The following is a 12,425-nucleotide window of genomic DNA, read 5'->3' on the forward strand; positions in this document are numbered from 1 at the left end:
TTCAGAGACGACGCCCTGCCCAAACCACGCGGCCGATGACGGTAACAGTTGCGCCGTCAACATCTGGCCAGTCCGGATAATTGGGGTTGTCGGAAAGTACCGACAGTCGCCCCCGCGGCCCTTGCGCCAGACGTTTGACCATCAACATATCGTCCAGCCGGATAACATGGATGCCATCACGCACCGCTTGGGCCGCCGCGCGGTTGTCGACCATGATATCGTCACCATGGTTCAGCGTGGGTGACATCGATTCGCCGTCCACGCGGATGAGAGAGAGCTTGGCTGGATCAAGCCCCATCCTGCGCAGCCATTTTTCATCAAAGCCTATCTTGCCGGCAAGCGCCTCCCCATCGTGGATAGCGCCGGCACCTGCAGAAGCACCGACAGCGAGCTTCGGAATGAGACGAATTCCAGACGTCACCTCAGTGTCTGCGGATTTGCCCAACAAAACCTCATCAACACCAAAATATCGGGCCAATATGCCGCGCTCGGTTTCGGGCAACTTTTTGGGCGTTCCGCGTTTGATAAACTGCTGGATATAAGCCGGGTTGCGACCCACCAGCTTTGACAATCCGGCAAAATCTTCGCCGCTTTCCGAAATGAGCCGTTCCAGAGCAGCTCTTGGTTCTTCCTCCATCGTCATCCCTCCGCTTCGGTTGGAAATATCCTAGACTTGTAGGATTTATCCTATCAGGTTTGTTCTATATTTGTTCTAGCTGATTCGGGCAAGCAAATCCGGGTCGAACATGGAGGAGACATTATGCACATTAAACGCCTGATTGAACGGTTTCTGCGTGATCAGGGCCTACCTCCCACCAAGTTCGGGCGCTTGGCAGCGCGCGATCCGCGACTCGTGCTCGACATCAGAATGGGTCGTGAAATCCGACCCGAAATGGAGGAAAAACTGCGCGCATTCATGTGCAGCTATGGCGAGAGGCCCGACGCACAAGCGAGACATCGACAATGACGCGCCAGATAAAGTCCCGCAGCCTTGTTCGTGCGCTGCAAGCGCTACTGCCCCAAGCACGCATCGCGATATTGCACGAGCGGCCCTGGCACAGCCTTACATTTAGCGGCGCCCAAATATGTCTGTCCGTTGCATTGCCCGTAACCGCCGCAGAACAGCGTTCGGCCGTCGCACAGCTGTTAGAAGATCATGAATTTTCGTTACCGAGCCAACTGGTGGCAGACATCGCCATAACCGAGACCGCGATATTCGACGGCCAATACCGCCTGATAATCGACGCGCTCTTACTGGAGGATTAGCGCATGCCAAAAGGTTGTTAAGCGGCGCATTCGGCCTTACACATACAATATGACAGCAAAATCAGCACCCGTGATACAGCGCATTCAACCAGACGCGGTCATTCCAAGTTTCCAATATTATTGGGACGCAACAGTGACATGGGTGCAAGGCAATGTCTTTGAACTGAGCGTAGCCGTTGGCACGGCCATTATCGTTTTCGTCGCGCTCAGCTGGCTTAAACGCATTGCGTCCAAAATTGCGCGTGAAAGCGAACATCGCGCCCATGTGAAATCAATCGTCGCCCGCACATTGGCGCGCACGAGCAAGTTCTTCCGGGTCATGGTGTCGATTGAACTGGTGAACCAGATTGCAAATGCGCCGGCGGCGCTTACCCATGCCATCGATATCTTATTCACCATCGCGATCGTTACGCAGGTGGCAATATGGCTGCGTGAAATCATATTGGGCATGATTGAGCGGCGCGCCGGCGAAGGGCTGCACGAACATGAGACGCTTCAAAGCGCGATGGTCTTAATCCGGCTGCTCGTCAGCTTTGCTTTGTTTGCCGTCGCAGCAATCGTCATTCTCGACAATCTCGGCGTCAACGTCACTGGCCTTGTTGCTGGTTTAGGTGTTGGCGGCATTGCCATTGGCCTTGCCGCCCAAGGGATTTTCTCTGACCTGTTCGCTGCCATATCCATCATTTTTGATAAGCCATTCCGCCGCGGCGACACGGTGTCTTATGACAACACCGTCGCCCGGGTCGAAGTCATCGGCATGAAAAGCACAAGGCTGCGCGCGCTGACGGGCGAAGAGAAGATAATCTCCAACAGCAAATTGCTTGAAAAGGAAATCACGAACAACACGCTGACGCTCTATCGCCGGGTCACCTTCGTCCTGACACTTGTGTACCAAACCCGGCCCGCCCTTGCGAAGCGGATCCCGGAAATTTTGCGTGAAGTCGTCCAGGAAAACGGCGCGCAATTTATCCGCGCAGGGTTCAATAACTTTGCCGCAAGCTCGCTCGATTTCCATCTCGTTTTCGATATCGAAAGTGACGACGTGGAGGTTATGTTTCGGGCGCGGCATGACATCGGCATTGCGATCATCGACCGGTTTGCCCGTGAAGGCATTTCCTTTGCCTATCCCACACAAACGACATTCACCGCAGCCCCCGATGGCCATATGGTCATGCCCTATGCGCCGCCTGCTCCAGCGCCTAAAGCCTGATTCGCGGATACTGGGTTGCTGGGGCGCAAGCTTGCCGTAACGGCAAATCGCCGGGGCTTGTATTGAACGTTCGAAACCGGCACGGTGCGGCCAAATAGTTTGCAGGAGAAACACCCATGACCACTATTACCCCGGCGGAATTCGCGACGAAGGTCGGCGAAAAAATCGGCACTTCTGAATGGATTTTGGTTGATCAGGACATGATCAACAAATTTGCAGATGCAACCGGTGACCACCAGTTCATTCATATCAATGAAGAAATGGCCAAGATGACACCGTTCGGTGGCACCATTGCGCATGGATTTCTGACCCTGTCGCTCTTTCCCGTACTCAGCGCGAAGTCCGATTGTCCCAAGATCGAAGGCGTCAAAATGGGCGTCAATTATGGTGGCAACAAAACGCGTTTTCTGGCCCCTGTCCGTTCGGGCAAGCGGGTGCGCGGACATTTCAAGCTTCTGGAACTCGTTGAAAAGCGCCCTGGCCAATGGCAGCAGACGCTTGAGTTCACTGTCGAGATTGAGGGTGAAGACAAACCAGCACTTCAGGCTGAATGGATCAGCCAGTTTTTCGTATAATTTTTAATTCAAGGAACCATTACCATGCGTGACGCAGTAATCGTATCAACCGCCCGTACCGCCATCGGCAAAGCCTATCGCGGCGGATTTAACGCAACGCTCGGGCCAACGCTCGGCAGCTATTCGTTGAAGGCCGCTGTGGAGCGTGCCGGCATTGAAGGCGGCGAAATTGATGACGTCCTTTGGGGCTCCGCACTGCAGCAAGGCACACAGGGCGGCAATCTTGCACGTCAGGTTGCGTTGCGCGCTGGCCTGCCGATTTCTGTTTCTGGCATGACCATGGATCGCCAATGTTCGTCAGGCCTGATGTCCATCGCAACTGCAGCCAAGCAAATCATCGTCGACAACGTCGATGTGATGGCAGCCGGTGGTCAGGACTCGATCTCATTGGTGCAAACCAAGGAAATGCGCGTTCAAGCCGACCCTGCATTGGTTGCCATGCACAATTCGATTTACATGCCGATGCTTCAAACCGCTGAAGTCGTGGCCAAGCGCTACAACATCAGCCGCGATGCGATGGACGAATATGCCCTGCAATCACAGCAGCGCACCGCAGCTGCTCAGGCAGCCGGTTACTTCGATGCTGAAATCGTCCCCGTGACCACGATGATGAATGTCGTGAACAAGGAAACGGGCGAAGTCAGCCAGAAAGAAGTGACCATTGCCAAGGACGAAGGCAATCGCGCCGATACGCAGCTCGCAGGTTTGCAATCGCTTCAGCCGGTGCTTGGTCCAGACATGACCATCACGGCCGGTAACGCCAGCCAATTGTCCGACGGTTCTTCGGCGTCCATCTTGATGGAAGCCAAGGTTGCCGAGAAAAAGGGCCTGAACCCGCTTGGCCGTTATGTCGGCATGGCCGTTGCAGGCACAGAGCCAGACGAAATGGGCATTGGCCCCGTGTTCGCAATTCCAAAATTGCTGCAGCGCTTTGGCCTGAAGATGGACGACATCGGCATCTGGGAATTGAACGAAGCATTTGCTGTGCAAGTTCTGTACTGCCGCGACAAGCTTGGCATTCCAAACGAGTTGCTAAACGTCAATGGCGGTTCGATCTCAATCGGTCACCCATATGGTATGACGGGCGCACGTTGCACCGGCCATGCGTTGATCGAAGGCAAGCGTCGCGGTGCGAAATATGGCGTCGTTACGATGTGCGTTGGCGGCGGCATGGGCGCAGCCGGCCTTTTTGAAATCTTCTAAAAACGAAACGGAGCAGCCGCATGTCAGCTATTGGTGTCATCGCAACTTTAACCGTCGCCGACGGCAAAAACGAAGCCTTTGAGGCGGTGTTTGCAGAGCTTGCGGCTGCCGTTCGGGCCAATGAACCGGGGAACGTATTTTATACGTTGACCCGGTCACGGTCGAACCCACAGGTCTACAAAGTGCTCGAGCAATATGTCGATCAAGACGCGCTCACCGCACATGGTGCCAGCGACTATTTTAAGGCCGCTGGTCCAAAGCTAGCGCCCTGCCTCGCGGGTGCGCCCGATATCGAGTATCTCGACGCGCTATAAGAGTACCGCCCGGCACTAAGTCTCACAGTGCCGGAACGGGCGCTGATAGGTTTAGCACCGACGCGGGATTACAAGAACATAGTCGCGTACGTCCGGCTATTGGTCTGGCTGTGCCTCGTTAATAAATCCATTCGAGAATATAAACCCATCCGGACGGTCGCCTGACAGCAATGCAGGCCCGTCCAGGTCGGCCCATTGCACGCTCTGCGCCAACACAAAGGCGGGCCGAATGCCAAGGCTGGTCGACAACATGCACCCAACCATGCTTTGCAAGCCAGCGTCCTTTGCGGCCGCCAAAAGCGCTACGCCCTCGGTTAGGCCGCCCGCTTTATCCAATTTGATGTTCACACCCTGATATAGCCCCACCAGCCGCGCAACGTCCTGCGCGGTGTGGCAGCTTTCATCGGCAAAAATGGGCAGCGGCGCGCTGATGCCGCCCAGCGCCGCATCATTCCCGGCCGGAAGCGGTTGTTCGATGAGCGCTACGCCCAGATTTTTTAGCGCCTCTGCCTCGGCCACTATATCAATCGCGCCCCAGCTTTCATTGGCATCGACAATGATATCCGCTTTTGGCGCGCCCGAACGGACAGCGGCGACGCGGTCTCGGTCCGCTTCGCCATTTATCTTCAGCTTTAGCAGGCTATATCCATTTTGCGCCGCGGCTCGGGCATCGGCCTGCATCGTCTCTGGCGCGCCCAATGATATGGTGAATGCTGTTCGCAGCGGCGCAGGAGGCGATTTCATGCCCAAAAGTTCCGACAGCGGTACGCCCGCTTGCTTGGCGTCCAAGTCCCATAACGCACAATCGAGCGCGTTGCGGGCGGCACCAGCCGAAAGTGCGGACTGGATTATGTCTCGCGCATCACGCGGGGTTTTATCGCATAGCAGCGGGAGGACATGCTCGACCTGCGCCAGGCATTTTTCGACGGTTTCCCCGCAATAATAAATGGCGGTTCCCTCGCCATAGCCAATATGCTGGCCATCGCTGACTGCGACCACCAACAGGTCGACATATTCCTTTGCACCGCGCGCGATGATAAACTGCCCATCGACGGGCCAGCGTTCAACAGTGGCAGTGATGTGCAATGTCATAAGCGCGACATGGCACGAATGGCTCTAGCCATTGTGGCTGACAATCCAGTCTTCCACGACAGGTGCAATTTTTTCGCGCCATTTGCTGCCGTTGAAGATGCCATAATGGCCAACTTCTGGCGCCATATGATATTTTTTGAGCGCATCAGGCAAAGCGGTCGCAATGTTGAGCGCCGCCTTGGTTTGCCCAAGGCCGCTGATGTCGTCGCGTTCACCTTCAATCGCCAGCAGACCGATGTCCGTAATTGCACCGGGATCAACGAGCTTACCGCGATAGTTGAATTCGCCCTTAGGCAACAAATGACGCTGAAATACGGTGTCTACGGTCTGCAGATAGAATTCCGCCGTCATGTCGCAGACGGAGCGATATTCGTCATAAAATTCTTTGTGCCGATCCGCGCTTTCGCCGTCGCCTTTGACGAGGTCGGAGAACATCGACCAGTGGCTCATCATATGGTTGCCCATATTCATCGACATAAAGCCCGAAAGCTGCAGAAAACCGGGATATACCCGACGCCCCGACCCTTTATAATAAGGCGGGACGGTCGCAATGACATTTTGTACGAACCATTCATGCGGGCGGCGTGTGGCGTGGTCGTTGACCGCGGTCGGCGCTTCGCGGGTGTCGATTGGACCGCCCATCATCGTCAAGGTGCGTGGCCGCAACGGATGGTCCTTGGCGCTCATCACTGCAGCAGCGGCATAAGCAGGGACAGAGGGCTGACATACCGCCAACATATGGGCACCGCGTCCGCCGGCATCGGGTCCGATGAATTCAAGCCATTCGATGAGATAATCGATATAAGTTTCCAGATCGAAACCGCCGCCCGTCAACGGCACATCGCGCGCATCTTTCCAATCGGTGATGTAAACATCATGCGTTGGGATCATGCGTTCGACCGTGCCGCGCAACAGCGTCGCGAAATGGCCGGACATCGGCGCGCAAATAAGCAACCGTGGTTTCGTGCTGCTGCCTTCATAGACGAACCGCTTCAGCTGGCCAAAGGGCTTGCGCGCCAGATTCTCTTCTTGAACCGGCAACGTCTTGCCATCGACAGTAACATTATCCAATCCAAATGCAGGCTTTCCGCGCGGCAAAACCGAATGCGCAAAAACATCCAATGCCGACGCGGCGATGGGGGCAAGACCGCCCACACTAAATGGCCCGGTGAAATTCTTGAGCACATCTGCCTGCGCCTGTGCAATTTTTCCCGCACCTGCTAACCAGCTCCGTTGCATATCATAACCGGTATAAAGCATCTGCAATCCTTAGATTTCCGTCTTTCTGCCCCGAAAAATAGGGCATTCTCGTGGAATCCATAAGCGTTTATTGTGCATTGCACCATAAAAAAGTGAAGCCGTTTTCCTGTCTGCAATTGTGAGTGTCGCGGCGCACTGCTACGCGGCATAGCATGAATGAAACATCCGCAGATTTGCCAAACGCTAACGTCACTTCCGTTGCAGCTGAAACGGCAGACACCGCCAAACCAGCGAATGCCAAAAAACTCGGGAATCTGCGTATGGTCTGGCAACATGCCTCGGCCTATCCAAAGCAAATTATGTTTGCTTTGCTGGCGCTCACCGTCGCTGCGCTTGCCACGCTTGCCATACCTGCAGGGTTCCGCTTAGTTATCGATCGCGGATTTGCCGCCGGCGGTGACTCTTCCAATATTGCGCGCTGGTTCGAATATCTTCTGATAATCGTCGCCGTGATGGCCGTTGCCACTGCGTTTCGCTTTTACTTTGTGTCCTGGCTCGGGGAGCGCACGGTTGCTGATATCCGGCTCGCTGTGAACCGCAACCTGTTGCGCCAAAGCCCCGCCTTTTTCGAACATAACCGTCCAGCGGAAATCGCCAGTCGGATGACAAGCGATACAGCCGTTATCGAACAGGTTGTCGGCACAACGGTGTCGGTCGCGCTTCGGAACATCGTGATGGGTATTGGCGGCGTCGTATATTTGTTCACCCTTGCACCACAGTTGGCCATCGGCCTTTTGATTGCCATTCCCGTCATCGTTCTGCCCATCGTGCTGATTGGCCGAAAATTGCAGTCTGCGTCTCGGGCAAGTCAGGACCGGATTGCCGATGTTGGCGCAATGGTTTCGGAAACGCTTGGTGCCATGCGGATCGTTCAAGCTTTTGGACAAGAGCTTCGCGAAGGCGAACGGTTTAGCGGCAGCGTCGAAGCTACCTTTAGCACCGCCAAGAAGCGTATTCGCCTACGTGCATTTATGACCGCCATCGTCATGGCCCTCATTTTCAGCGCGATCACATTGCTGATGTGGAAGGGCGCAATTGACGTCGTCGAAGGCCGGTTGACCGGCGGCACGATTGCAGCCTTTGTGCTTACCGGAGGCTTAGTGGCGGGCGCGTTTGGTGCGCTTACCGAAGTCTATGGCGATCTGGTGCGTGGCGCAGGTGCGTCGGGACGGCTCGCCGAACTTCTTGCCGCAGAACCAAACATCGCTCCGCCCGCTAAGCCTATAGCGTTGCCGGTGCCACCGCGCGGACAGCTGGAGTTTCAGAATGTTAGTTTTCGCTACCCCACACGCCCAGAAGTGTCGGCGCTCAGCAATTTCAACCTGAAAGTGAGCCCGGGCGAGACGGTTGCTGTTGTCGGCCCGTCAGGTGCCGGAAAATCGACGCTGTTTCAGCTTGCACAGCGGTTCTATGATCCAGAAACAGGTGCCATCCGTATCGACGGCGTCGCACTCACCAGCGCCGATCCAGCGGAAGTGCGGGCACGCATGGCCTATGTTCCGCAAGAGACGGTGCTGTTTGCATCTTCGGCCCGCGACAATCTGCGTTACGGCAACTGGCTGGCCGATGACGATGCCATTTGGGCAGCGGCAGAACAGGCCAATGCAGCCAATTTTCTGCGCGAACTTCCACAAGGCCTCGATACATATTTGGGCGAAGGCGGGGCCAGGCTTTCGGGCGGGCAGCGGCAGCGGATTGCCATCGCGCGCGCCGTGCTGCGGCAGGCACCCATCTTGTTATTGGACGAAGCGACGAGCGCGCTGGATGCCGAAAGCGAACGCCTTGTTCAGGACGCGCTCGACATGCTGATGAAGGATCGCACGACAATTGTCATTGCCCACCGTCTCGCGACCGTGCGGTCCGCAGACCGCATCATTGTGATGGACCAAGGCCAGATTGTTGAAGAGGGCGACCACGCGACACTCAGCGCGGCTGGCGGCCTATATTCGCGTTTGGCCAGTCTGCAGTTCGACGCTTAAAACGAGGCGCGCAAACGGTCGCGCATGGCATGTGGTTCCGACGCCTGCGGAACAGGGGCGCGCATTTTTTCGCTGAGCCGTTGAAGCCGGACATATAATTCTTCGCTCGCGCCGATCAGCGCTTGCGTCTCTGGTGGGAATTGCAACACCAGCGGCCCATCGCTGGCCGGCGCATAGCCCAGATTGTTGGTTTCGTTTCGCGCTTCGCTCTCGGTTATTTCGCCAGCCCGCAATGCCTTTTGGTTCAACAACCACGCAATGCTATGCATCAGGCGTGTGGTGACCTTGAGAGACTCGCAGGAGAAAGCGACCGAAATCTCCGGAGACAAATGCCCCGCATCAAAGCTGCGGTCAAAACAGGCGCGCGCTTCATCGGCGAGCAGCATCGCTTCTGTGTACAGAGAATCCACTAATAACGGAGTCAGTTCGAGTTGTGCGTTGCGCATGCGCCTTTATGGCACGGCCTATGCCCCGATGTTAGTGCAAACAATCCCATCGCGGCAACATATTGCGAGTGTGCCGGTATGAAACAATCATCGCGCGGTTGTGAACGCTAAGGACGGTAACGGGTCAGGCAATGATGTCCGGCACAAGCTGATCTTCAAGACGCATGATTCGGTCTTTCAATATCAGCTTCTTCTTTTTCAGACGCGCAATCTGAAGCTGATCAACGACCGACTGCATGGTCAGCGCCGTAATAGCGTCATCCAAGTCGCGATGTTCAATCTTCAGTTGTTCAAGCTGTTGCTGGTAGCCGTCGTCGTTCATTCCCCCTTCTAACCAGACTCCTGCAAACAAGTCATCGTTAAAAGCGGGCATGATCGCGGGGGCATGTTTCTCGCGCACGCCAAACGCAAAATTATCACGAGACTCGCGCAATATTTCGTGATTTACTTTGGCTGTTGGACCACCGAGTCTCACGCTGAAGGAGAATGATGTGAATATTAATCATCTGTCCGCACTTCGTAGCAAACATGCTGATCTTGAGCAAAAGTTGCAGCGCGAAGAACATAGACCTTTTCCTGACACCAACATCATTCTCAACCTGAAGAAGCAAAAGCTGCATCTTAAGGACGTACTTATGCAGGAATCGGCCCTAACTGGCTGACTACGAATAATTTCAAGCGGGGTATCGCTTGCCTTTTGTGTCTCTGCTAGATGGGACTGATGGAAAGCGCTACCCGTTCTGCCCGCAACATATTGACCGGTCTTCACGAAGTGATGGCCTCGCGAAACCATGCGCAAGGCAAGCTGAACCATGTGGTCAATATCATTGGTGAAGCGCTGTCGAGCGAAGTGTGCTCGATCTATCTGTTGCGCGATGGTGCGCTTGAATTATTTGCGACGCGCGGATTGAACGAGGCGGCGGTCCATGTCACCCGCCTCGGCTTAGGCGAAGGCCTTGTCGGCACGATTGCGGAAAATGTCGAAACATTGAACTTGGATGAGGCGGCAGCCCACCCGAATTTCCGTTATGTGCCCGAAACAGGCGAAGAACGCTTTCACAGCTTTGCAGGCGTGCCGATTGTCCGTTCCGAACGCGCGGTTGGCGTATTGGCGGTGCAGCATGTCGAGCCACGGAAATATGAAGAGGTCGAAATTGAGGCGCTTCAAACCGTGGCCATGGTGCTGTCAGAACTGATCGCCAATGCAGACCTTGTCGACGAGCCCAGCGCGCGGGGCGGGAATGACACCGGCACCATTAGCCTCACGGGCCTGCCGCTCGTAAAGGGCGCGGCGGCTGGCGTTGCTATTTTCCACCAACCCAATGTCCGCATTGAACATACCGTCGCTGAGGATATCGAAGCCGAGCGCCACCGTGTCTATTCCGCCTTTGACAAAATGCGCGAACAAATCGACCGCATGGCCAGCCAAATTGATTTCGGCACGGGCGGCGAGCATGAAGAGGTTATCGCGACCTATAAGATGTTCGCATATGACGAAGGCTGGAGCCGCCGCATTAACGAGGCCATCGATAGCGGCCTGACCGCGGAAGCCGCTATTGAACGCGTCCAGCAACGCACCCGTATGCGTATGCGCCAGATTGACGATGCGCTGCTGGCGGACCGCATGCATGATCTGGAAGATCTATCCAACCGGTTGCTGCGGATTGTGTCAGGTCAGATGAGCACCGCGGCGCAACTCGGTCTGAAAAAAGACTCGATCCTGATTGCGCGCAATTTGGGCCCGGCCGAGTTGCTCGAATATGACAAACGGCGTCTGCGCGGCGTGGTGCTTGAAGAAGGTTCGCTCACCGCGCATGTCGTTATTGTCGCGCGCGCAATGGGTATCCCCGTGCTGGGCCGCGTACAAGGCATTCGCCACAAGGTGCGCGATGGCGACATGCTGCTGCTGAACGCCGACGAAAAAAGCGTCATCGTCAGGCCATCGTCGGCTGCCGAAGAGCTTTTCCAGCATGATCTGGTCGATCGGCAAAAGAAAAAAGCACGCTATGCAGCGATGCGTGACGCGGCATCGGTCACCAATGATGGCGTGCCGGTGACGTTAATGATCAACGCCGGATTGCGCGACGATATGTCCGCCTTGGCCACCACCGGCGCGGAGGGCGTTGGCCTGTTCCGTACAGAATTCCAGTTCCTGATATCGGCCACGCTGCCTCAACGTGAACGTCAGCAACGTTTTTATCGCGATGTCATTGAAGCGGCGGGCGACAAGCCGGTCATTTTTCGTACGCTCGATATCGGTGGCGACAAACCCCTGCCTTATTTGAAAGACGAAACGAGCGAGGAAGAAAACCCCGCGCTTGGCTGGCGCGCACTGCGCCTGTCTTTGGACCATGCAGGGCTGATGAAGGCGCAGGCCCGCGCACTCATTGAGGCATCAGCAGGCCGTACATTGAACGTCATGTTTCCCATGGTGTCCGAGCCGTGGGAATTTGACGCGGCCCGAGAAATATTTGAAGGCCAGATGGAATTTTTGGGCCGTCGGAAGAAAAGGCTGCCGACGAAAATCCGTTATGGGGCAATGCTTGAGGTGCCAGCACTGGCCGAAACACTCGATATTTTGCTGCCTAAAATCGATTTTCTGTCGATTGGCACAAATGACCTCACCCAGTTCCTATTTGCAGCGGATCGTGCGGACCCGCGCCTGGCCGAACGATATGACTGGCTAAGCCCCGCCATTTTGCGTTTCATTCGGCGCGTGGTTCAGACAACGGACGGCTATCCCGTCGACGTCGCGGTATGTGGCGAAATGGGTGGACGGACACTTGAAGCGCTCGCGTTGATTGGCTTGGGCATCCATCGCTTGTCGATCACGCCAGCGGCCGTGGGACCCATAAAAGCGATGGTGCGGTCAACCAACCATGCCGACATCCGCAACAAGATGGACGAGCTGCTGAAAAATCCCACCGGAAATTTGCGTGAGGAACTGGCAATATGGGCGGCAAGCCAAGGCATTGAAACCGGCTAAATTGCGGGATTTCCCAAAGGTGAAAAGTTGTTATCGCCGTTGACTTTATCAGGAAGATGACCATTGTCCGGATAACTGCACAAAGAGGCGGAAT

At 55.6% G+C, this 12,425-nt stretch carries 14 protein-coding genes; 9 read left to right on the forward strand and 5 right to left on the reverse strand.

The features are described 5' to 3' along the window. Nucleotide 1: 1 nt before the first annotated feature. Nucleotides 2-643 (reverse strand): S24 family peptidase, encoded by a 642-nt coding sequence (locus GGR91_RS09255; protein WP_183941908.1) that lies wholly within the window; start codon nucleotides 641-643, stop codon nucleotides 2-4. Nucleotides 644-760: 117 nt separating this feature from the next. Here GGR91_RS09255 and GGR91_RS09260 point away from each other — a divergent pair, with 117 nt between their 5' ends. The 6 genes from GGR91_RS09260 to GGR91_RS09285 all read left to right on the forward strand — a co-directional run bounded on the left by GGR91_RS09260 (nucleotide 761) and on the right by GGR91_RS09285 (nucleotide 4,568). Beyond that, nucleotides 761-967: a hypothetical protein gene (locus GGR91_RS09260; RefSeq protein ID WP_183941909.1), complete on the forward strand. Its 207-nt coding sequence runs from the start codon at nucleotides 761-763 to the stop codon at nucleotides 965-967. After that, nucleotides 964-1,266 carry a hypothetical protein gene (locus GGR91_RS09265; RefSeq protein WP_183941910.1) on the forward strand — a complete coding sequence of 101 codons (303 nt, stop codon included), beginning with the start codon at nucleotides 964-966 and terminating at the stop codon, nucleotides 1,264-1,266. The genes GGR91_RS09260 and GGR91_RS09265 overlap by 4 nt, the downstream gene beginning before the upstream one ends. Before the next feature lie 49 nt (nucleotides 1,267-1,315). Then, entirely contained in the window at nucleotides 1,316-2,476 is a 1,161-nt protein-coding gene (locus GGR91_RS09270) for a mechanosensitive ion channel family protein (protein WP_183941911.1), read from the forward strand. 116 nt (nucleotides 2,477-2,592) lie between these two features. Next, a complete protein-coding gene (locus tag GGR91_RS09275; RefSeq protein ID WP_183941912.1) occupies nucleotides 2,593-3,051 on the forward strand; it encodes a MaoC family dehydratase in 459 nt (152 codons plus the stop codon). 24 nt (nucleotides 3,052-3,075) lie between these two features. Beyond that, nucleotides 3,076-4,254 (forward strand): acetyl-CoA C-acyltransferase, encoded by a 1,179-nt coding sequence (locus tag GGR91_RS09280; RefSeq protein ID WP_183941913.1) that lies wholly within the window; start codon nucleotides 3,076-3,078, stop codon nucleotides 4,252-4,254. Between the two features lie 20 nt (nucleotides 4,255-4,274). Beyond that, nucleotides 4,275-4,568 (forward strand): putative quinol monooxygenase, encoded by a 294-nt coding sequence (locus tag GGR91_RS09285; RefSeq protein ID WP_183941914.1) that lies wholly within the window; start codon nucleotides 4,275-4,277, stop codon nucleotides 4,566-4,568. A gap of 96 nt (nucleotides 4,569-4,664) precedes the next feature. Here GGR91_RS09285 and GGR91_RS09290 read toward each other — a convergent pair whose 3' ends face one another. Both GGR91_RS09290 and GGR91_RS09295 read right to left on the reverse strand, forming a co-directional pair. Further along, nucleotides 4,665-5,660 (reverse strand): dipeptide epimerase, encoded by a 996-nt coding sequence (locus GGR91_RS09290; protein WP_183941915.1) that lies wholly within the window; start codon nucleotides 5,658-5,660, stop codon nucleotides 4,665-4,667. A gap of 24 nt (nucleotides 5,661-5,684) precedes the next feature. Beyond that, nucleotides 5,685-6,920: a polyhydroxyalkanoate depolymerase gene (locus GGR91_RS09295; protein ID WP_183941916.1), complete on the reverse strand. Its 1,236-nt coding sequence runs from the start codon at nucleotides 6,918-6,920 to the stop codon at nucleotides 5,685-5,687. 260 nt (nucleotides 6,921-7,180) lie between these two features. On the opposite strand from GGR91_RS09295, the gene GGR91_RS09300 reads away from it, so the two are divergent. Further along, nucleotides 7,181-8,899: an ABC transporter transmembrane domain-containing protein gene (locus GGR91_RS09300; RefSeq protein WP_183942062.1), complete on the forward strand. Its 1,719-nt coding sequence runs from the start codon at nucleotides 7,181-7,183 to the stop codon at nucleotides 8,897-8,899. On the opposite strand, the gene GGR91_RS09305 is transcribed toward GGR91_RS09300, so the two are convergent. After that, the gene (locus tag GGR91_RS09305; protein WP_183941917.1) at nucleotides 8,896-9,345 is read right to left on the reverse strand and encodes a DUF1465 family protein; all 450 of its coding nucleotides are present in this window, start codon (nucleotides 9,343-9,345) and stop codon (nucleotides 8,896-8,898) included. The two genes, GGR91_RS09300 and GGR91_RS09305, sit on opposite strands and share 4 nt — an antisense overlap. Before the next feature lie 124 nt (nucleotides 9,346-9,469). Continuing rightward, nucleotides 9,470-9,667, reverse strand: coding sequence for a YdcH family protein (locus tag GGR91_RS09310; protein ID WP_183941918.1), 198 nt, complete (start codon nucleotides 9,665-9,667; stop codon nucleotides 9,470-9,472). A gap of 169 nt (nucleotides 9,668-9,836) precedes the next feature. On the opposite strand from GGR91_RS09310, the gene GGR91_RS09315 reads away from it, so the two are divergent. Both GGR91_RS09315 and ptsP read left to right on the forward strand, forming a co-directional pair. Next, complete coding sequence (locus GGR91_RS09315) at nucleotides 9,837-10,007, forward strand: YdcH family protein (RefSeq protein ID WP_183941919.1); 171 nt, start codon at nucleotides 9,837-9,839, stop codon at nucleotides 10,005-10,007. A 59-nt stretch (nucleotides 10,008-10,066) separates the two neighbouring features. Further along, nucleotides 10,067-12,331, forward strand: a complete 2,265-nt coding sequence (ptsP, locus tag GGR91_RS09320) for a phosphoenolpyruvate--protein phosphotransferase (RefSeq protein WP_183941920.1) — start codon at nucleotides 10,067-10,069, stop codon at nucleotides 12,329-12,331. Nucleotides 12,332-12,425: the final 94 nt, after the last annotated feature.

The organism is Sphingorhabdus rigui (assembly GCF_014196595.1).
GTDB classification, from domain to species: Bacteria; Pseudomonadota; Alphaproteobacteria; order Sphingomonadales; family Sphingomonadaceae; genus Sphingorhabdus_B; species Sphingorhabdus_B rigui.